Annotated in this window: 18 protein-coding genes, 1 riboswitch and 2 other annotated features; of the genes, 15 read left to right on the top strand and 3 right to left on the bottom strand. The window is 42.0% G+C overall.

Annotated features, from left to right (window positions below; translation table 11 throughout):
• The first annotated feature begins 19 nt into the window (after positions 1-19).
• Entirely contained in the window at positions 20-766 is a 747-nt protein-coding gene (locus PRK60_RS00115; RefSeq protein ID WP_102169504.1) for an alpha/beta hydrolase family protein, read from the top strand.
• A gap of 66 nt (positions 767-832) precedes the next feature.
• On the opposite strand, the gene PRK60_RS00120 is transcribed toward PRK60_RS00115, so the two are convergent.
• From PRK60_RS00120 to PRK60_RS00130, 3 genes are read right to left on the bottom strand one after another with little or no spacing between them, the layout of a single operon-like run.
• Positions 833-2,074 (bottom strand): homoserine dehydrogenase, encoded by a 1,242-nt coding sequence (locus tag PRK60_RS00120; protein WP_102169503.1) that lies wholly within the window; start codon positions 2,072-2,074, stop codon positions 833-835.
• 21 nt (positions 2,075-2,095) lie between these two features.
• The gene (locus PRK60_RS00125) at positions 2,096-3,385 is read right to left on the bottom strand and encodes an O-acetylhomoserine aminocarboxypropyltransferase/cysteine synthase family protein (protein ID WP_102169502.1); all 1,290 of its coding nucleotides are present in this window, start codon (positions 3,383-3,385) and stop codon (positions 2,096-2,098) included.
• Positions 3,382-4,254, bottom strand: coding sequence for a homoserine O-acetyltransferase/O-succinyltransferase family protein (locus tag PRK60_RS00130; RefSeq protein ID WP_102169501.1), 873 nt, complete (start codon positions 4,252-4,254; stop codon positions 3,382-3,384). Before PRK60_RS00130 ends, PRK60_RS00125 begins: the two co-directional genes overlap by 4 nt.
• A gap of 83 nt (positions 4,255-4,337) precedes the next feature.
• Positions 4,338-4,587 (bottom strand) — a binding site (T-box leader).
• 315 nt (positions 4,588-4,902) lie between these two features.
• Between PRK60_RS00130 and purC the strand changes: the two genes are divergently transcribed.
• The 14 genes from purC (at position 4,903) to tyrS (ending at position 20,116) form a co-directional block, all read left to right on the top strand.
• On the top strand, positions 4,903-5,622 hold the full coding sequence (gene purC, locus PRK60_RS00135) for a phosphoribosylaminoimidazolesuccinocarboxamide synthase (protein ID WP_102169500.1): 720 nt from the start codon (positions 4,903-4,905) through the stop codon (positions 5,620-5,622).
• Positions 5,623-5,871, top strand: coding sequence for a phosphoribosylformylglycinamidine synthase subunit PurS (gene purS / locus PRK60_RS00140; protein WP_102169499.1), 249 nt, complete (start codon positions 5,623-5,625; stop codon positions 5,869-5,871).
• Positions 5,872-6,552: a phosphoribosylformylglycinamidine synthase subunit PurQ gene (gene purQ, locus PRK60_RS00145; RefSeq protein WP_102169498.1), complete on the top strand. Its 681-nt coding sequence runs from the start codon at positions 5,872-5,874 to the stop codon at positions 6,550-6,552.
• Between the two features lie 3 nt (positions 6,553-6,555).
• Complete coding sequence (gene purL, locus PRK60_RS00150) at positions 6,556-8,784, top strand: phosphoribosylformylglycinamidine synthase subunit PurL (protein WP_102169497.1); 2,229 nt, start codon at positions 6,556-6,558, stop codon at positions 8,782-8,784.
• Positions 8,760-10,223 carry an amidophosphoribosyltransferase gene (gene purF / locus PRK60_RS00155; RefSeq protein WP_273646077.1) on the top strand — a complete coding sequence of 488 codons (1,464 nt, stop codon included), beginning with the start codon at positions 8,760-8,762 and terminating at the stop codon, positions 10,221-10,223. The genes purL and purF overlap by 25 nt, the downstream gene beginning before the upstream one ends.
• Positions 10,220-11,257: a phosphoribosylformylglycinamidine cyclo-ligase gene (purM, locus tag PRK60_RS00160; protein WP_102169495.1), complete on the top strand. Its 1,038-nt coding sequence runs from the start codon at positions 10,220-10,222 to the stop codon at positions 11,255-11,257. Before purF ends, purM begins: the two co-directional genes overlap by 4 nt.
• A gap of 9 nt (positions 11,258-11,266) precedes the next feature.
• On the top strand, positions 11,267-11,845 hold the full coding sequence (gene purN, locus PRK60_RS00165; protein WP_148444677.1) for a phosphoribosylglycinamide formyltransferase: 579 nt from the start codon (positions 11,267-11,269) through the stop codon (positions 11,843-11,845).
• Positions 11,846-11,848: 3 nt separating this feature from the next.
• On the top strand, positions 11,849-13,387 hold the full coding sequence (gene purH, locus PRK60_RS00170) for a bifunctional phosphoribosylaminoimidazolecarboxamide formyltransferase/IMP cyclohydrolase (RefSeq protein ID WP_273646078.1): 1,539 nt from the start codon (positions 11,849-11,851) through the stop codon (positions 13,385-13,387).
• Positions 13,388-13,695: 308 nt separating this feature from the next.
• Entirely contained in the window at positions 13,696-14,952 is a 1,257-nt protein-coding gene (gene purD / locus PRK60_RS00175; protein ID WP_273646079.1) for a phosphoribosylamine--glycine ligase, read from the top strand.
• Positions 14,953-15,082: 130 nt separating this feature from the next.
• The gene (locus PRK60_RS00180; protein WP_102169493.1) at positions 15,083-15,769 is read left to right on the top strand and encodes a 2,3-diphosphoglycerate-dependent phosphoglycerate mutase; all 687 of its coding nucleotides are present in this window, start codon (positions 15,083-15,085) and stop codon (positions 15,767-15,769) included.
• Positions 15,770-15,981: 212 nt separating this feature from the next.
• Entirely contained in the window at positions 15,982-16,410 is a 429-nt protein-coding gene (locus PRK60_RS00185; RefSeq protein WP_102169492.1) for a hypothetical protein, read from the top strand.
• Between the two features lie 189 nt (positions 16,411-16,599).
• Positions 16,600-16,693, top strand: a riboswitch (THF riboswitch).
• 58 nt (positions 16,694-16,751) lie between these two features.
• Complete coding sequence (locus tag PRK60_RS00190; RefSeq protein WP_102169491.1) at positions 16,752-17,300, top strand: folate family ECF transporter S component; 549 nt, start codon at positions 16,752-16,754, stop codon at positions 17,298-17,300.
• Between the two features lie 200 nt (positions 17,301-17,500).
• Entirely contained in the window at positions 17,501-18,508 is a 1,008-nt protein-coding gene (locus PRK60_RS00195; RefSeq protein WP_102169490.1) for a hypothetical protein, read from the top strand.
• 96 nt (positions 18,509-18,604) lie between these two features.
• Positions 18,605-18,807, top strand: a binding site (T-box leader).
• Between the two features lie 55 nt (positions 18,808-18,862).
• On the top strand, positions 18,863-20,116 hold the full coding sequence (gene tyrS, locus PRK60_RS00200; protein ID WP_102169489.1) for a tyrosine--tRNA ligase: 1,254 nt from the start codon (positions 18,863-18,865) through the stop codon (positions 20,114-20,116).
• Positions 20,117-20,484: the final 368 nt, after the last annotated feature.

A 20,484-nucleotide genomic window follows, 5' to 3' on the forward strand; every position in this document is an offset into this window, starting at 1 on the left:
AGTAAAAGGAGTCGGTAACATGGACGTGACTGTAAAACGCGATGGCCTTACTCTTCGTGGAGTTTTAGAGGGAACGGAACAATTGCAAAATAAGCAAGTAGCGATTTTGATGCATGGCTTTCAAGGAGATCGGGGTTATAAAGCGGGCAATTTTTTGTACGATTTATCTCGTGAATTGAATCAAGCAGGGATCCCAACGCTGCGGTTTGACTTCGCGGGTTGTGGTCAAAGCGATGGTTCCTTTACTGATATGACCGTATTAAGTGAAATTAGTGATGGAATGAAAATAATTGATTTTGCACGTTCGGAAATGGACGCCCAACAAATCTATTTAATTGGACATTCTCAAGGTGGCGTAGTAGCTTCGATGTTGGCCGCTTATTATCGAGATGTTATTACTAAGGAAGTCCTTTTAGCGCCAGCTGCAACGTTAAAGGATGATGCGTTGCTGGGAACCTGCCAGGGAACCGAATACGATCCTAACCATATCCCATTAACGGTTGATGTTCATGGTGAGGCAGTGAGCGGTGAGTACTTCCGAACGGCTCAGTTGCTGCCAATCTATGAAACTGCTCAACATTTCATGGGGCCAGCACTGTTGATTCATGGCCTCGCGGATACAGTAGTTTCACCTGAAGCTTCCAAAAAATATAATGTTATTTTGCCGAATAGTGAACTGCATCTCATTGAAGGAGAAGGACATAAGTTTATGGGTAAAGAGAAACCAGCGATTCTTAAGCTTGTGACAAATTTTCTTCAAGAGTGATAAGAAGACCTCTTTAAGTATGAGTAAAAATACTTGAGGAGGTCTCTTTTCATATCCAAAAAAGATTTATAATTTAGCGGTGTTATAGATTGGTAAGTAGCTAACTGCCGAATTCTTGGGGAGACTTTTGAGAAATGACTCTAATTCTTGATGAGAAATAACTGGGGTAAGGCCACTCCAGTAGTTATTGCTGTTAGTTTCACCTTGCCAGTTAATTGCATTAGTCGGCTTAACAGAAGTCCCATAAGTAGTGACCAGGTATGATTGGGGAACGGTAGTTAAACTACAGGGCGCTAATTCATTGTGATAATTATTAAATTCGCTTCCGCAGTCATAGTCTAAAATGTCATTTGCCACTGCGGCAAGGTCGCTTAAAATACTGTTAGCGGTCGGCTTAGCACCAGCACCAGGCCCCGTATAAATGCTTGAACCAAGAGCATTACTTTCAACCGCAACTGCATTTTGAACACCATTAACTTGGGCAAGTTGGTTGTTGTGCTCAATTAGTGTTGGACCAACGAAGGTATAGAGCTTGTTACCTAGTCGCTTGGCAATTGCGAGGAGCTTAATTGTGTAGCCAAAATTGTTTGCGCTAGCTAATTGGGCCGCGGTAAGGTTTTCGATACCGCGGATACCAAGTTTATTGGGATCCAGTGCTTTCCCAAATGCAAACTGGCTAAGAATACTAAGCTTGTTGGCAGTATCAATCCCCTTAACATCATTAGTCGGGTTTGCTTCCGCGTAGCCTTTTTTCTGGGCATTCATTAATGCTTTATCGTAACTAACATTGTTGCTGGTCATTGCCGACAGAATATAATTAGCAGTCCCATTAATGATCCCGGTGACTTGACTAATCTGGTCTGTTGCAAGACTGCTGCTTAGTACCCGGAGAATCGGGATCCCACCGGCAACGCTCGCTTCATAGAGAAAATCAACGTGACGACTTTTAGCAAGCTGGGCAAGGCGCGGACCATCGATTGCCAAGAGATCCTTGTTGGCAGTGATTACGGATTTGTGGTTGTAAATTGCCTGAGTAATTGCCTGACGAGCAAGGTTGATGGTCCCCATTGTTTCAACGATTACTTGAATTTCCGGATCGTTAAGAACTTCATCAAGTTGATCGGTAAGAATTGTATCATCAGGAAGGGTTACATTTCGTGCCTTATCTAGGTGGGCAACCGCTACTCGCTTAAGGACAAAGTGAACGTTGGTGGTTTGCTCGATTTTAGCAACGTGTTCTTGTAATAGCTTCACAACCCCTCCGCCAACGGTTCCCAGACCGAGAAGACCAATCGTAATTGTCTGCATAACAGGGCCTCCTTTACTTGGCTAAATCTTTGCTAGTGCTTGGTCGAGATCCGCAATCAGGTCATCCGCGTTTTCAATTCCCACAGAAACCCGAATGAGATCGGGAGTCACACCAGCAGCCTTTAATTCTTCGGGACTTAACTGGGCATGAGTTGTTGAAGCTGGATGAATAATCAGCGACTTGGCATCGGCAACGTTTGCTAATAATGAGAAGAGCTTGAGGTTGCTGATAAGCTCCTTGCCTGCTTCTTCGCCGCCCTTGAGGCCAAGGGTGAAAATTGAACCGACACCGTGAGGGAAGTATTCATTTGCTAATGGCTTATACGGGCTATCTGCTAATTCTGGGTAGTTGATCCAAGCAACTTTTGGATGATCGTTAAGAAATTTGACGATTTTTCTGGTGTTAGCAACGTGACGTTCAACCCGGAGTGAGAGTGATTCAAGCCCTTGAAGGAGAAGGAATGAGTTAAATGGACTGATTGTGGCTCCAAGATCCCGTGCTGTTTCAGCCCGAACCTTAGTTGTAAATGCTGCTGGAGCGAGGTCGGCAAAAATAAGGCCATCATATTGCGCATTCGGTGTGGTAAAGCCAGGGTAGCGCCCGCTAGCTTTATAATCGAATTTTCCGTTTTCTACAATGACACCACCCATTGTTGTTCCGTGACCGCCAATGAATTTTGTTGCTGAGTGAACGACAACATCGGCACCGAGGTCGAGCGGTTTAACGAGGTAGGGGGTGCCAAAAGTGTTGTCAACAATGAAGAGGATTCCGTGCTGATGAGCAATTTTGGCGATCGCCTTAAAGTCAACTAGGTTAATCCCGGGATTTCCAATACTTTCAACGTAGAGAGCTTTAGTATGCTCGTTGATCTGCTTTTCAAAGTTTGCCGGATCATCAGGATCGACAAAGCGAGTTTTAATTCCTAATTTAGGAAGGGTAACGGCAAAGAGGTCATAAGTTCCACCGTAAATTGTACTTGCAGAAACAATTTCATCGCCTTGTTGAGCAATGTTCAGGATCGCAGCGGTGATTGCTGCTGAACCGGTAGCTAAAGTGATTCCGGCTGTCCCGTGTTCTAAGGCGGCTACCCGACGATCAACGACATCGGTAGTCGGGTTGGTTAGCCGGGTATAGATATTGCCGGGTTCCTTTAGTGAAAAACGGTTGGCGGCCTGTTTAGCGTCTTTGAAAACGTAAGAAGTCGTTTGGTAAATTGGTACCGCGCGAGCACCAGTTTCGTCTACGGTTTGGCCAGCGTGAACTTGGAGGGTTTCAAAATGGTATTTTGGTGATTGTTCTTGATTACTCATACTAATGTACCTACTTTCTGTTGTGTAAATGTGTTTAACCAATTTTGATAGATTTGTGTGCTTGATTTTCGCCATGAATATTTAATCTCACCAGTATTCCGGTTAGAGAAGTAGTTACGCGGTTCCTGAATAGGCAGCCGCTTTTTTAGATCGCGGTAATATTCCTGCGCAAGCGTATCTGCTTCATATTCCGGATGGCCCGTAATGTAAGTACGGTGTTTACCGGGAGAGTGATAGATTAAAGGACCAATTTCATTATTTTCAGCGACAATTTGCAGATCATCGGGAAGGTTCTCTGGATCAACGTTGGGATTGGAGTGGCGTGATTGGGGAATGATTAATTGCTGGTTAGTGAGATGTTCCGCTAATTGATTACACCTGTTAATTCCTGTTGCTTGATAGATCCCAAAAATTTTCTGTGATAACTGGTGCTTATTAATTTGATAGTCGTTATAGAGACCGCCAAGAGCAGCCCAACACTCTAACAAACTTTGCTTGGTATGACGCTCTGCCCAGTCACAGATTGTGCGAAATTCTTCCCAATAATCAACCTGCTGAAAAGCAAGCTGTTCAACGGGAGCACCAGTAATGATTAGGCCGTCGAACGAGTAATTCTCAATTTCTTCTAAGCTGACGTAAGCTTTAGTGATCGCTGAGAAGGAAATGTTTTTGAAGTGGTGAGTTGCCGGATAAAGAAAAGTAAGTTCAACGTCTTGAGTTAGTCTATTGAAGCTTTCAAGAAATTGACGTTCAGTTGTCTCTTTGGTTGGCATTAGATTAACCACCACGATTGATACCGGATTATTAAGATAGTGATTTTGCCAGTGACCGTTACTGAGCAAGAAACCATTTTTTGCATTTGCTGTCATTACTGATTCTCCTTTCTTAAGTGATTTGATTAAGCTAGATTAGCTTCTAATAAAAAAGCTTTCGTCCCATAATTCTATTTGAACTATGGGACGAAAGCTTTCGCGGTACCACCCTGAGTTTATTGTTACCTTACAATAACAACCTCGTTAAGTACTCATTATAAGACATGAATACTCCGCAATGTAACGGTTGCTATCCGTCTAACCTAGCCGGGATGACCAGGTTAGATGACTCAGAGCTCATCTTCATACTGTTGTCGAATATCCTTTTTCACCAAGTAAGGACTCTCTGTAGAAACGACGAGGTACTACTCTTCTCTTCAAAGTCTAATCATAATTTAATTGATTATTAGTTTAATCTTAATTTTTGAAAAGTCAATAATTATCTTGAGAAATTAAAAATATTTATTTAGAGATAGTTAACAATGGCTTAAAAGATAAATTAGGTTAATTTTATAAAAATTACGGGTTTTAAGAATGAAAACTAGCGTAAAACACGAACTATTATAAAGAAAGCGTAAATAAAGTTAGTAAATTATGTTGACAATTACTTATGACTGAGAGTATATTAATGACAGATTTTAACGAATGAAATCGTTATTAATTAATTTAATGTTCGTCTTTTATGTAAAGGAGCCTTAATTAACAATGGAAAAGTTACTTTATACCGGAAAAGCAAAACAGATGTGGCAAACAGACGATCCCGAAGTACTGCGGGTTGTATATATGGACCAAGCAACTGCGCTGAACGGGAAAAAGAAGGAGCACTTTGCTGGAAAGGGTGAAGCTGCTAATGCCATTTCAAGCTTGGTTTTTCAATATTTAATCAAGCACGGGATTGAGACTCACTTCATCAAAAAGTTGTCAGCTAATGAAGATCTAGTTAAGAAATGTACGATGTTTCCGCTAGAATTTGTTACCCGGAATGTGGTTGCGGGACACTTTGCTAGTCGGTATGGGTTGGACGAAGGAAAGAGGCTTCCAGAACCGGTTGAGGAAACTTTTTATAAGAGTGATGAATTAGACGATCCATTTATTAACGAGTCGGCAACGATTGCGTTAGGAATTGCTACCCATGCTGAACTTGAAAAAATGTGGGGCATTTGTCGAGAGGTTAACGGCCTGTTAACACCACTTTTTGAAAAGGCGGGGATGCAATTAGTTGACTTTAAGTTAGAGTTCGGTCGGTTAAGCAATGGCAAGATTATTTTGGCAGATGAATTCTCGCCTGATAATTGTCGGCTATGGGATATTAAAACCGATCAGCACATGGATAAGGATGTTTATCGGCGAAAGTTAGCTGACTTAACCCAAACCTATGATCAAGTATTAGCACGGCTGGAAGATGTTATTGCGGAGGATAAGTAAATGACAAAAGTGCGGATTTTCGTTACCTATAAGCAATCAGTTTTTGATCCTCAAGGGGAGACCATTAAAGATGCAATTCATACGCTGGGCCATGACGAAGTGAAGGATGTCCAGGTTGGTAAATTCTTTGATGTAACTGTTGAAGGGACTGGAAAAGTGGTTGAAAAGACAATTGAAGAAATTGCGGATCAACTCTTAGTTAACTTCAATATGGAAACTTATAAGTATCAAGTGATGGGGGAAGATTAAATGAAGATCGCGGTGATTGTTTTTCCTGGTTCTAACTGTGATATTGACCTCTATGAAGCACTCCGCTCAGTTTGTCATGCTGATGTGGAATATGTTTCGCATCGAGAAAAGAGTTTAGCAGGGTTTGATGCTGTGATGTTGCCAGGTGGCTTTTCATATGGTGACTACTTAAGAGCGGGGGCAATTGCTCGCTTTACTAATATTATGCCAGCGGTTATCAAGATGGCAGAAGAAGGGAAACCAGTATTTGGGACCTGCAATGGCTTCCAAATTTTAACAGAAGTTGGTCTTCTTCCTGGAGCGTTAAAACGGAATGATAGTCAAAAGTTCGTCTGCAAAACCGTTCCCCTGGAAGTGGTTAATAACGAAACGATCTTTACTCAACAATATGAAAAGCACGAACGAATCGCTTTGCCAATTGCTCATGCTGACGGCAGTTATTTTGCAGATGAAGAGACGCTTGACCGCCTTGAAAAGAATCATCAGGTTGTATTTCGGTATGCTGAGGAAAACCCAAATGGCAGTCTGCGTAATATTGCGGGGATTACTAATGAACGGGGAAATGTTTTGGGAATGATGCCTCACCCAGAACGAGCTGTTGAAGCACTCCTTGGTAATACTGATGGATTACGGTTATTCAAATCGTTGCTCGCAAATGGAAATGCAAAGGTGGAGGAATAGACTATGGAACAGGCAATGACCCCTGAAGAAATTAAAAAGCAAAAACCATACCTTGACTGGAGTCTAAGCGAAGATGAGTACAACTACATTAGCGAAAAGCTTCTTGGTAGGTTGCCAAACTATACCGAAACTGGATTGTTTTCCGCAATGTGGAGCGAACACTGCTCTTACAAAAAGTCAAAACCTGTTTTACGGCTTTTTCCAAATAAAAATTCCCGTGTTTTGCAAGGCCCTGGTGAAGGTGCAGGAGTTATTGACATTGATGATGGTCAAGCCGTGGTCTTCAAAGCAGAAAGCCATAACCACCCAACTACTGTGGAACCATATCAGGGAGCTGCTACCGGGGTTGGCGGAATTCTTCGTGACATTTTCAGTATGGGTGCTCGTCCAGTTGCCTCACTTGATTCTCTTCATTTTGGCGAACTAACTGATCCAAAGATGCGGATGAAGGTCGATGGAACAGTTCGGGGAATTGGTGATTACGGTAACTGTATGGGAATTCCCACAATTGCCGGTGAAACAACTTTTGACCCGTGCTACCAAGGAAATCTTTTATGTAATGCGATGAGTGTTGGCTTGATGGACCAGAAAGATCTCCAGAAAGGGAAGGCAGCCGGAATCGGTAATGCGGTAATGTATGTCGGGGCGCAAACCGGTCGTGACGGGATTCATGGTGCAACCTTTGCATCTGCTGATTTTAGTGATGAGAATGCTACCCAGCGTTCTGCGGTTCAAGTTGGCGATCCCTTTATGGAAAAGCTCCTTTTAGAGGCTTGCCTGGAAGTTATCACTAAGCACCCTGACTGGCTAGTTGGTATTCAGGATATGGGGGCAGCCGGAATTGTTTCTTCAAGTGCAGAAATGGCATCTGAAGGGCAAAGCGGCATGGAGCTAAACCTTGACCTCGTTCCTCAACGTGAACCAAATATGTCAGCTTACGAAATTATGTTAAGTGAATCGCAGGAACGGATGCTCCTGTGTGTAAATAAGGGCCACGAAGAAGACGTTAAAAAGATCTTTGACTTTTATGACCTAGAAGCAGTGACGATTGGTCGGATTACTGCTGGTCACGATTACGTTCTCTACCATGATGGACAAGAGGTCTGCAATATTCCTGTTTCTAGTTTGACTGATGATGTATTGGAAGAAGCTAGTGAGGAAAAGAAACCAGCACGGATTTTGGCAGCAGAAAAGCAAACTGCATGGGTACCAACCATTGATGATGCTGAACAAACGTTGCGGAGTCTTCTTCAACAATCAACAATCGCGGATAAGAGCATTTTTTATCAACAATATGACTCACAAGTACGGACAAGCACAGTGGTCGGTCCCGGGAGCGATGCTGGTGTTTTACGTATTCGTGGTACCCATAAAGGTCTTTCAATGACAACTGATGGTAATGGGCGGTTCGTTTATTTGAGTCCAGAAATTGGGGGTCAAATTGCCCTTGTTGAAGCGGCAGCTAACATTGTGGCTAGTGGTGCCGAACCATTAGGAATTACCGACTGTTTGAACTATGGTGACCCCAATGATCCCGAAATCTTCTGGGAACTTCACCAATCTGTTAAGGGGATGGCCGATGCTTGTCGAGTATTTGATACCCCGGTTATTTCAGGAAATGTTTCGCTATATAACGAGAACAATGGTAAGGCAATCCACCCAACACCAATGGTCGGAATGGTTGGCCTGATTAAGGATATTCAGCATGTTATTCCATCATTTGTTCAACATGCTGGCGACAAGGTATACCTTGTTGGTAAAACTGTGAATGACTTTGCGGGTACAGAAATTCAAAAGATGCTTACCGGTGATATTAGTGGTGTCCTTAACTCGTTTGATCTGGAACATGTTCATGACTACATGATGCGTCTTCTTACCGCAATGCAGCAGGGCAATGTTGCAAGTGCTCATGATCTAAGTGAAGGCGGTCTTGGAGTTGGCCTTGCTGAAACATTGTTTAAGACAGATTTGGGGATGAATATTGATATTCGTCACCTGACAGCTGCTCAATTATTTAGCGAAACTCCGGGGCGGTTTGTTGTGACAGTTCCTGCTGCCAAGACGGCTGCTTTTGAAAAAACGATGGGTGCGGATGCACTGCTAGTTGGGGAAGTCACGAATACCCATTGGCTTGAAGCGCACTTGCAAGATGCTGAGATTAATCAAAGTGTTGCTGAACTACAAAAATTGTGGGAGGAGGCGATCCCGTGCCAGCTGAAATCAAAGGATTAAATGAAGAATGTGGTGTCTTTGGCGTTTTTGGTGCTCAAGATGCAAGCCAGTTAACATACTATGGTCTTCATACCCTTCAACATCGTGGTCAGGAAGGTACCGGAATCGTTTCGACTGATTCAAAAGAACTTTACCAGCATCGTGACCGGGGACTCTTGGCAAAGGTGTTCGCTAACCCAAATGAATTAAAGCGATTAGTTGGTGACGCAGCAATTGGTCATGTCCGTTACGGTACTAGCGGTCATAATTCAATCGCCAATGTCCAACCTTTTTTATTCCACTTCCACGATGGTGACGTTGCGTTAGCGCATAACGGCAATCTGACTAATGCCGTTACGTTACGACGCCAGCTTGAAGATGATGGTGCGGTCTTTCAGTCAGACTCCGATACCGAAATTCTGATTCACCTAGTTCGGAAGTACATTAAAGAAGGTTTTATTCCGGCCTTAAAAAAGAGCCTGAACATTGTCCACGGTGGCTTTGCCTTTCTCTTGCTACAAAAGGACAGGTTAATTGCAGCGCTGGATCCAAACGGGATTCGCCCTTTATGTATTGGTCAATTGGAAAACGGTGCCTATGTAGTGGCTAGCGAAACATGTGCCTTAGACATTGTTAACGCTAAATTCATTCGAGATGTTCAACCAGGAGAACTGATTGTAATTGATCGTGATGGGTTGCATATTGACCACTACACAACAGATACTCAATTAGTAATTTGTTCAATGGAATATATTTACTTTGCCCGCCCTGATTCGATTATTCACGGGGTAACAGTCCATAACGCCCGTAAACAGATGGGAAGATTACTGGCAAAGCAATACCCGATTGATGCGGATATGGTTATTGGTGTTCCCAATTCATCACTATCCGCAGCGTCGGGCTATGCAGAAGAATCTGGATTGCCATACGAAATGGGCTTGATTAAGAGCCAATACGTTGCCCGGACATTCATCCAGCCAACACAAGCTCTTCGTGAGCAGGGCGTTCATCTCAAACTATCTGCCGTTCGCGGGGTTGTTGCTGGCAAACGAGTAATCGTAGTCGATGATTCGCTTGTTCGGGGAACCACTTCTAAGCAGATTATTAAAATGCTTCGGCATGCGGGAGCTAAGGAAGTTCACATGTTGATTGCTTCACCGCCATTTAAATTTCCGTGCTTTTATGGAATTGATATTTCAACGCGGTCAGAGTTAATGGCAGCTCATTATTCAGTTCCAACAATGAAAGAGTTAATTGGCGCTGATTCCCTTCATTTTCTGAGTGTTGAGAATTTGATTAAGGCAATCAATATTCCGGACGCGGGGGATGCGCCATATGGTGGCCTAACAGTAGCTTACTTTAATGGCGACTACCCAACTCCGCTTTACGATTACGAAGAAGGATATTTGAAGTCACTAAACGAACAAGAAAAGCGGGCACGAAAGGAACTTGAATCATGAATCGCTATCAAAAAGCCGGTGTTGACGTAAATGCCGGATACGAATTAGTTAATCGGATTAAAGCGGCTGTAAAATCAACCGATCGCCCAGGCGTTGTTAGTGGCATTGGTAGTTTTGGTGGAATGTTTGATTTGGGAGAGTTACACATGAAACATCCGGTTCTCGTTTCGGGGACAGATGGTGTTGGAACTAAACTCCTGGTTGCTCAACAAATGGGAAAACATGACACGATCGGTATTGATGTAGTTGCAATGTGTGTGAATGATGTTTTAGCTCAAGGGGCTGAGCCGTTATTCTTCCTCGATTATATTGCGACTGGTCATAACGACCCTCAAAAGATGGCAGAAATTGTGAGCGGTGTAGCAGCCGGTTGTCGTGATGCTGGTGCAGCATTAATTGGTGGCGAAACAGCTGAAATGCCGGATATGTACGCAAAAGATGAATATGATTTAGCGGGAACGGTGACTGGAGTCGTAGAGAAAGAAGAGCTTTTAACCACGGCTCAATCACAAGCTGGCGATGTCCTTCTGGGATTGCCATCTAGTGGGATCCACTCGAATGGCTTTTCCCTTGTTCGCCAGATCCTCTTTAAGGATCATGATGTTCAACTCGACGAAAAACCAGAGGCCCTTCATGGTGAGACGGTTGGCGAGGCTATCTTAAAACCAACCCGAATTTATGTCCGTCAAGTACTACCTTTAATTCACCAAAAATTGATTAAAGGGATAAGCCATATTACTGGTGGCGGATTGATTGAGAACGTTCCCCGAATGATTGGTGATCAATTGCAGGCGGTAATCGATCATAAGTTATGGCCGACATTGCCAGTCTTTGATTACTTACAACAGCTTGGCCAGTTACCGCTGGCAGATTGCTTTCAAACATTTAACATGGGGATTGGCTTAGTGTTGGCAGTTGATCCTATTAATGTTGAACAGGTTCAAGAGAAGTTGAAAGAAGCAGGTGAGGCAAGTTACCAAATTGGTCACTTGCGTCAACGCCCTGAAAATGCTGAAAAGATTGAAATTAAGTGAGGTTTGAAAATGAGAGTTGCCATTTTCGCTTCCGGGAACGGAACAAACTTTGAAGTGCTAGCAAAGCATTTTCAAAGCGGTGATATTCCTGGTGAATTATCGCTGCTCTTTTGCAACCATCCAGATGCACCGGTAATGAAACGGGCACAGCGCCTTGGTGTTCCTGCTGAAAGTTTCACGGTGAAATCCTGTGGTGGGAAGGAAGAGTACGAAAAACAGCTTTTACAGTTGTTGAAAAAGTATCAAATTGACTTTATTGCTTTGGCCGGTTACCTAAGGGTAGTTGGTCCGACAATCCTGAACCAATATGAACACCGGATCGTCAACCTTCATCCCGCGTGGTTGCCAGAGTATCCAGGATTACATTCGATTGAGCGGGCATTTAATGACCGGCGGAAACAGACCGGGGTAACCGTCCACTATATCGATGCTGGTTTAGATTCTGGACCAATTATCGCCCAGCGGCACGTGCCAATTTTGCCTAGCGATACGGTAGAAACGTTGGAAGAACGGGTCCATGAGACTGAGCATCAATTATATCCCGCAGCAGTAAAACAAGTTTTGACAGAGTTAGAGAAGGAGAATTAACTTATGAAACGAGCATTGGTAAGCGTATCTGATAAGACAAATTTGGTTCCCTTTGTTAAGGGACTGGTAGAAAACGGCTTTGAGATTGTTTCTACTGGTGGAACAAAGAAGGTTTTAGATGATGCAGGAATTAATACGATCAGTATTGAAGATGTTACCCATTTTCCTGAAATTCTGGATGGTCGGGTAAAAACATTAAATCCATATGTTCATGGGGGCTTACTAGCGCGGCGTGAATTACCAGAACATATGAAGACTCTTGAAAAACTTAACATTACGCCAATTGATCTTGTCTGTGTAAATCTCTACCCGTTTAAGGAGACGATTGAAAAACCAGACGTAAAGCTTGCGGATGCAATTGAAAATATTGATATTGGTGGCCCAAGCATGGTCCGCTCAGCAGCTAAGAATTACCGTGACGTTACAATCGTCGTTGACCAAAACGACTATGATCATGTATTAGGTGAATTTAAGGAAAACGGCACGACAACATTGGAAACCCGTTCAAAGTTAGCTACCAAAGCTTTCCGTCATACGGCTGCTTATGATGCATTAATTTCTCAATACCTGACTAAAGAAAACGGCCTAGAAGATCCCGAGAAGCTAACCTTAACTTGGGACCTGAAAGAAACAATGCGTTACGGAGAAAACAGTCACCAAAAGGCTTGGCTATACCAAGATGCCTTGCCAAAATCATTCTCGATCTTATCTGCAAAACAGCTTCACGGAAAGAAACTTTCTTACAACAATATCAAGGATGCCGATGAAGCCCTCCGTTGCATTCGCGAATTTGACGAACCAGCAGTAGTTGCTATGAAGCACATGAACCCTTGCGGTATTGGGCGGGGTGAAACCTTGGAGCAAGCTTGGGATCGCGCTTATGCTGCGGATACCGTTTCAATTTTTGGTGGGGTGATTGCGTTAAACCGAAAAGTTGATTTAGCAACTGCCCAAAAGATGCATAAGATTTTCCTCGAAATCATAATTGCACCAGGATTCGATGACGATGCATACGAAATTTTGGCAAAGAAGAAGAATATCCGTTTACTCAGTCTTGATTTCAGTAAAAAGGATGAACCAACTAAGCATGAAGTTGTCTCTGTAATGGGTGGAATGCTAATGCAAGAACAGGACACCATTAAAGAAGACTATCATGACTGGAAGTGCGTAACTGATGTTCAACCAACCGAAGAACAGTTGAAGACACTGATGTTTGCTTGGAAGGCAGTTAAGCATGCTAAATCAAATGCAATTGTCCTCGCAAATGATGAACGGACGCTTGGCGTTGGTGAAGGTCAACCTAACCGGATTGATTCTCTTAAAATTGCTGTTAAGCATGCAGGGGATGATATTGACGAACGAACCGTGATGGCTTCGGATGCTTTCTTCCCGTTCGGTGATTGCGTCGAATATGCTGGTAAGCACGGTATCAAAGCAGTCGTTCAACCCGGCGGCTCCATCCGTGATCAGGAATCAATTGACATGGCTAACAAATACGGCATCGCCATGGTCACTACTGGAGTAAGACATTTTAGACACTAGAGTATGAGCCAGCAAAGAACTTGCGGAAAGTTAGCAATTTCTCCCGACGAAGGCGGTTTGCGCCTAGGAGGGAGGTTGCTAGCTCTAGGAAACTCGGGTGAAGCACTTTTAATTAGAGCGCGAGGCCGTTAAAACCTTCCGGTGGCTAACGATTTCTCCACCGAACGACGTCTTGTCGTCGGAGGTGGAGGTCGTTAGCTCGAGGAAGGTTAGGCTGAGCACGTTTCGACTCTGCTGCATTAAAGTACGAGCCAAAACACAAGTCACCAACAAAAATGATTATCCAACATCGAATTCAGGAGGATCTCATGACAGATAAAGTTAATTTATTAGTGATCGGCGAAGGGGGTCGCGAATTTGCGATTGCCAAAAAGCTGAGGGAAAGCGCTAGTGTAGACCATGTTTACTGTGCACCGGGAAATGTGGGGATGCCAAGCGTGGGAGTTGAGCCAGTGGCAATTGCTGAAAACGACTTTGCCGGCTTGATCAAATTTGCAAAAGATCACGATATTAAATGGACGTTTGTGGGACCCGAAGATTGCCTGGTTGATGGTATTGTAGATGACTTCCATGCAGCTGGATTGAAGATCTTTGGTCCCGATGCTCGGGCAGCGCAACTAGAGGGTTCAAAAGATTATGCTTTGAACTTTATGAATAATTACGGTGTACCAACTGCTAAGCATGCTTCCTATCGTGACCAAACAGCGATCCTTGAACATGTGGATCAATTTGGCTATCCGGTTGTTATCAAAGAAAATGGCCTCGCTGGAGGTAAAGGGGTTGTGATTGCCCAGGATCATGATGCTGCGGTTCGGACAATTAAAGAGATGTTTGCATCGGGACAAGCCCGGATAGTTCTTGAAGAATGTTTGAGCGGCCCTGAATATTCGATGTTTGTAGTGATCAGCAACGGTCATTATCGAATCTTACCGATGGCACAAGACCATAAACGAGCTTATGATGGCGATCGAGGTCCGAATACTGGAGGGATGGGTTCATATAGTCCACTTCCCCAGTTATCGACGGCTGATCGCCAACGGATGATTGATGAGGTGGTTAAGCCAACGGTTGATGGGTTAGTGAAAGGTGAATACCATTACCATGGTGTCCTTTATATTGGGCTGATGATGACTGCGGATGGGCCAAAGGTGATTGAATATAACGTTCGCCTTGGTGATCCGGAAACTCAGGTGGTCCTTCCGCGCTTAGATACGGATCTTTATCAACTTGTTGATGTGGCAATCAATGATCAGCCTTTACCAACAATTAGTGAGACCACTGAAGCTAGTTTTGGTGTTGTTCTAGCCTCCAAAGGGTATCCGCAAAAACCAATTCATGGTCAAAAATTAGGCTCCTTTCCTGAGAGCAGTGAAGTTGAAATTGACTATGCTAATGTGACAGGAACAGTTAGTCATTTACGAGGCGCGGGAGGACGATTATTGATGGTGCTTGCCCAAGCAGAAACTCTTCAGGAAGCTCATGATCGTGTTTACGCGTATTTAGAAAAGCTGAATCAACCAGAATGTTTTTATCGTCATGATATTGGTGCAAAAGCAGGATTATAGAACGATAATCGCGATTAATTTCACAAGATCACCGCTTCGCCTATTGGATTTTTTCAATGTTTGGATTAAAATAATTAGGTAATGCTGTATAGTAGTATAGCGATTTTAAGAAGAAAGAGGTCATTAAAACATGGCAAAACTAGTTTTAATTCGTCACGGCCAAAGTGAATGGAACCTTGCTAACAAGTTCACTGGTTGGATTGATGTTGATTTGAGCGAAAAGGGTGTTGAACAAGCTAAGAACGCTGGTAAAGCCCTTAAGGAACATGGTATTCAATTTGACTACGCATACACTTCAGTATTGAAGCGTGCTATCAAGACATTACACTATGCTCTTGAAGAATGTGACCAACTTTGGATTCCTGAAACTAAGACTTGGCGCTTGAACGAACGTCACTATGGTGCTTTACAAGGCCTTAACAAGAAGGCTACTGCTGAAAAGTACGGTGACGAACAAGTTCACATTTGGCGTCGTTCATACGATGTTTTACCTCCATTGCTGACTGCTGATGATGAAGGTTCAGCATTACACGATCGTCGTTACGCTAACTTGGATCCACGGACAGTTCCTGGTGGTGAAAACTTAAAGGTTACCTTGGAACGGGTAATTCCTTTATGGCAAGATGAAATTGCTCCAAAGCTTCTTGATGGCAAGAACGTTATCATTGCAGCTCACGGTAATTCTCTCCGTGCTTTGAGCAAGTACATCGAAAACATTTCTGATGATGACATCATGAACCTTGAAATGGCTACTGGTCAACCAGTTGTTTATGACTTTGACGAGAAGCTTAACGTTTTGAGCAAAGAAAAATACTAGAATAAATATTCTTAATGAAAAAGCCGGAAATTTCCGGCTTTTTTTTTGATGCAAAAATCAAATGGCGATCTTTCGGTTAATATAATGAACCTTGATAAAAATATTAATTGCTATTCTGATGAATACAAAATAATAAGTGCTATTAATTGCATAACGTTATTATTAAAAATATAATAATAGTGTAAATAAATATTTATCAGGAGGTTATTATTATGGCTGATTACGCAAAACGTCAATTAAAGGCATTAGATCGGATTGCTAAAAAGATTGCGGATGCTGAGGGACACTTAACTAAGATTGAAGATAGTGTAGATAACGAAAAGCATCGTACTGCTCAACACGAAACAATTAAGGATATCAAGTCAATTCTTAAGCACGCTCAGAAAGTAGATAAGGATAGCGATAAGCTCGAACGTGTTGCAGGTGAAGGACATAAGGATCCTGCTGAGAATCACTACATTTACATGGAAGATGAAGAACCAGTTATCAAAGATCTTAAGAAGGGCTTTGACGAACTGGAAAAGCAACTTGACGGCCTAGACGAGAGCAAGGGCGGCAAGATTAAGGCATTCCGTGCTGAACACCACTATCTTGAAAAAGCTCAGGAAATTTTAAAGAGCGCTGGAAAGTTCAATGATTAATTTTTAACCAGATATAATTAAATTTTATTCCACCGCAATTGGTTTAGTCTGAATCAATCGCGGTGTTTTATTATCTTATAAAGCCAAATACGAATGTTTATGGCTGACTGTGGTTAATAATCGCATGTTTTCCATATAATGTTATCTAATATATTGAATATTATCCATAATTGAGATATATTATTGAGTGTTGGGGTAGGAATTACCGAGTTATTGTCCAGCGGAACGGAATGTGAACGCTGGAAGGAAGCATTAGCTGCTTGATAATTTCGCATTCACCACAGAGACACCTGTCAATGTGTTCCCTAACAGAATAAATTTTAAGTAGGGAGTGGATTGAGATGTCATCAATTTTATCTTTTGCTGGTCCGCGGTTTACTACTAAGCGGTTAACTCTTGCTGGAATGTTGATTGCTCTTGAGGTTGTTTTAGAGAAAATCTCAATTGGTGATCCAACGATTCTTAAATTTGGTTTTGGCTTTATTGCGACTGCCTTGATTGGTTACTATTTAGGACCGTGGATTGGTGGTTGGGCCATGGTGGTCAATGATATTATTAGTAACACCATTCTTAATTCTGGAACTGCCTTTTTCCCAGGATTTACCTTTTCAGCCTTTGTTTCTGGCGTACTAGCGGGGATGTTCCTGTATAACCAGAAAGTTACTTGGCAACGGGCGCTAATTTATGAGTTCTTCCAAATTTTAGTAACTAATGTTATCTTTACAACACTTTGGATTTACATTATGAGCCTAAATACGGGAAGCACTGGGAAAACATTCTGGGCACTTTTGCTTATCCGGCTGCCTAAAGAAGTCATTACTTGGCCTTTGGAGGGAATTATTGTTTTCCTTATTTTGAAGCGATTGAGTAAGATTAATTTGAGAGTATAGCTTCTGAAGTAATTTAGTGAATTTTGACGAAGAGTTTAATAGAAAATAATTTGGGGTGCTGACCATCATTAATCGGCTTGCTGACTGTGATGGTGAGCACTTTTTGAATTTTTTATGAAAAAAGCACCATGGAAATTGAGCTTTGTTCGTTTTGTGTTATGATGAAAAATATATTCTGAAATAATTGGAGAGAGTATTAAATGAAGAAACGTTATCATTTATCCTTAAAACAGTTCATTCATGACCTGAAGGGACTAGTTAAGCCACATTACCAAACTTCAATGTGGCCACTTGGCGGAGTGATGATTATTTTCCTCGCGTTATCGTTTATTGTTGGTTATTTTGCCCAGGGAATATTAAGTTCAATGGGGATGGCCATGATGATGATTATGTACGGGATGGCATCACCTGCAGCAATTGGATTGGCTTTGCTTGAGCTGCTTCTTGCAATTGTTATTTTAGTCGCATTATCATTCTTCTATTCGTTCTTTACCACGGCTGCACAATTTACTTACCAGGATAAGGTTCGTCATCCTGAACAAATTGTCAGCGCTGGATCAGTATGGATGCACTATAAGCATTTGCGGAAGAATCAATTATGGCGGATTATTCTTTACACTGGCTTATTTGTATTCCTGTGGAGCTTGCCGTTAGATATTATTGGTGGATTAGTTGCTAAAAACCAAGCATTAGTGATTGTTTGCCGGATACTAAACGATATTGTGATGGTATGGAAAGGAATTGAATATTCCCAAGCCAATTTCCTTTACCGTGATCGTCAGCCACAATTCCTTGGTCAATCAATGCGCCATGCCCTAACCGCTAGTCGACGGTTTATGGGTGGACGTAAGTGGAACTACCTATTGATCATGCTTGTTGTAATCTTTATCCCAATGGTTGTTTGGGAAGTTATTTTCGGTGCCCTGGCATACTGGGGACTTTACACCGCAACTTACGCGTTGATATATATTGGATTGCTGTTAATGATTCTTGGCTTTGCCGCATACTTACCAGTGATTTTTGCTAGTGGTGCCCTTTACTATGAAGAAGCAAAGAAAACCGCTAACTTGGATGAAGACTTTGCTGACACGTTTAAGCCAGTTGCTGAATTAACTGGTGAGGCTTATGTTCATGAAGTTTATACACCAAAGAAAAAGGTAAAGAAAGCTAAACAAAAGCAGGATAAAAAGAAACAAGAAAATAAATAATCCTCAGTAAAAGGAAAGTCACGAAAGAAGTGGATTCTGTGGCTTTCCTTTTTATCTTGACAAAGTACTAATTCTCTAGGTACAATGACGGCAATAATAAAGGCGTTGATGTAATTTAGTAGTTTGCCAACTAGTAGATTAGAGATTAGACGGTTGCTGAAAGTCTAACGCGGTTGGCTGACGAATTACACTTACGGAGCTTTTCAATTTTGAACGGATCGTCTCGTTATCGACTAGAGAGGTAATTACTGGATTAGTAATTACAATTCAAGGTGGTAACGCGGTAAATCGTCCCTGACTTCAATATGAAGTTGGGGATTTTTTGATCTGAAATATGTTATAGGAGGCAATACGATGAACATTATTGATGAACTTGAATGGCGTGGCGCCATTAACCAAACTACTGATAAAGAAGCATTGAAGGAATTAACTGAAAATAAGAATATTGGCCTATACTGTGGGACTGACCCAACAGGTGATAGTCTTCATATCGGTCACTTAATTCCCTTTATGATTCTCAAGCGATTCCAGTTAGCAGGGCACCACCCAGTTATTATCATTGGTGGTGGAACTGGTGCAATTGGTGATCCATCTGGACGGAAAACGGAACGGACCCTTCAAACTGAATCACAGTTGGATCACAATAAGAAGGCTCTTACTGAACAAATGAAGAAACTTTTTGGTACTGAGAACTTTACGATTGTTGACAATTACACCTGGTTGAAGGACTTCACCATGATTGATTTTTTACGTGACTTTGGGAAGCTCTTTAATGTTAATACAATGTTAAATAAGGAAGTTGTTGCAAGTCGACTTGATTCAGGAATTTCCTTTACTGAGTTTACTTATCAAATTCTTCAAGCGGTAGATTTCTTGCACCTTTACCAAAATAATAGTGTGCAACTTGAAATTGGTGGGTCAGACCAATGGGGGAATATTACCGCCGGGATTGATTTGATTCATAAGGTAGAAGGACCCGATGCAAAAGTATACGGGTTGACCATTCCGTTGATGTTAAAAGCTGATGGGACGAAATTTGGTAAGACTGCTGGTGGTGCTATTTGGCTTGATCCAAAGAAGACCTCGCCTTACGAATTCTACCAATTTTGGATTAACCAGGATGATCGTGACGTTGTTAAATACCTCAAGTACTTTACCTTCTTATCTAAGGAAGAAATTGATGAGTTGGCAGAAAAAGTTCAGAAAGAACCATGGAAGCGTGAAGCTCAACGTCGGTTAGCTGAAGAAGTTACTAAGTTTGTTCATGGAGAAGAAGGATTAGCCGAAGCTCAACGGATTACTAAGGCGCTATTCTCAGGGGATATTGCTGACTTAACTACTGAGGAAATTGAACAAGCTTTCAAGGACGTTCCTTCAGTAGAAGTAGCTAATGAAAAGAAGAACATTATCTTATGGTTAGTCGATGATACCAAGATTGAACCATCACGTCGTCAAGCACGACAAGATGTTGAAAGTGGTGCTATCCATATTAATGGTGAAAAGGTAACTGATGTTGATGCAGAGATCGATCCAAGTAGCCATTTTGATGGTAAGTTTGTGATTGTTCGCCGCGGAAAGAAACGTTACTTCTTAGTTCGGGTAAAATAATTTAAAAATAAATTGTTCAGTTTATGAGTGCTTTTGCCAAAAAATGGCGGGCACTCTTTTGCTTTGTTTAAAAAATCATTAACTATATTTGCTAATTTGAATTCAATGTTCGAATTAGTTCAATACAAATGAATAGTTCTTCATATTTGCTGTTGACGAAGAAATGAAAAGAAGGTACAGTATAGTTCCTGTTGAGAGATACAAAGAGTTATTTGTTTATCTGATAAATTGTTTTTATTTCAATAAACATGTTGACTCGCTCTTAACAAGATGATATATTATAAAAGTTGTCTGTTGAGAATGATTGATGAGTTAATTTGAAAAATATCAAAATTAACTGTTGACATCCTAAAAGACATCTGATATAA

Origin of the sequence: Limosilactobacillus portuensis, from assembly GCF_028607025.1 — a bacterium.
GTDB classification, from domain to species: Bacteria; Bacillota; Bacilli; order Lactobacillales; family Lactobacillaceae; genus Limosilactobacillus; species Limosilactobacillus portuensis.

Coding starts and splice junctions, on each gene's coding strand:
- purQ (WP_102169498.1), top strand. CDS start 5,872: ATGAAGATCGCGGTGATTGTTTTTCCTGGTTCTAACTGTGATATTGAC.
- purN (WP_148444677.1), top strand. CDS start 11,267: ATGAGAGTTGCCATTTTCGCTTCCGGGAACGGAACAAACTTTGAAGTG.
- PRK60_RS00130 (WP_102169501.1), bottom strand. CDS start 4,254: ATGACAGCAAATGCAAAAAATGGTTTCTTGCTCAGTAACGGTCACTGG.
- PRK60_RS00115 (WP_102169504.1), top strand. CDS start 20: ATGGACGTGACTGTAAAACGCGATGGCCTTACTCTTCGTGGAGTTTTA.
- purL (WP_102169497.1), top strand. CDS start 6,556: ATGGAACAGGCAATGACCCCTGAAGAAATTAAAAAGCAAAAACCATAC.
- tyrS (WP_102169489.1), top strand. CDS start 18,863: ATGAACATTATTGATGAACTTGAATGGCGTGGCGCCATTAACCAAACT.
- PRK60_RS00125 (WP_102169502.1), bottom strand. CDS start 3,385: ATGAGTAATCAAGAACAATCACCAAAATACCATTTTGAAACCCTCCAA.
- purS (WP_102169499.1), top strand. CDS start 5,623: ATGACAAAAGTGCGGATTTTCGTTACCTATAAGCAATCAGTTTTTGAT.
- purC (WP_102169500.1), top strand. CDS start 4,903: ATGGAAAAGTTACTTTATACCGGAAAAGCAAAACAGATGTGGCAAACA.
- purH (WP_273646078.1), top strand. CDS start 11,849: ATGAAACGAGCATTGGTAAGCGTATCTGATAAGACAAATTTGGTTCCC.
- purD (WP_273646079.1), top strand. CDS start 13,696: ATGACAGATAAAGTTAATTTATTAGTGATCGGCGAAGGGGGTCGCGAA.
- PRK60_RS00195 (WP_102169490.1), top strand. CDS start 17,501: ATGAAGAAACGTTATCATTTATCCTTAAAACAGTTCATTCATGACCTG.
- purM (WP_102169495.1), top strand. CDS start 10,220: ATGAATCGCTATCAAAAAGCCGGTGTTGACGTAAATGCCGGATACGAA.
- PRK60_RS00180 (WP_102169493.1), top strand. CDS start 15,083: ATGGCAAAACTAGTTTTAATTCGTCACGGCCAAAGTGAATGGAACCTT.
- PRK60_RS00190 (WP_102169491.1), top strand. CDS start 16,752: ATGTCATCAATTTTATCTTTTGCTGGTCCGCGGTTTACTACTAAGCGG.
- PRK60_RS00120 (WP_102169503.1), bottom strand. CDS start 2,074: ATGCAGACAATTACGATTGGTCTTCTCGGTCTGGGAACCGTTGGCGGA.
- PRK60_RS00185 (WP_102169492.1), top strand. CDS start 15,982: ATGGCTGATTACGCAAAACGTCAATTAAAGGCATTAGATCGGATTGCT.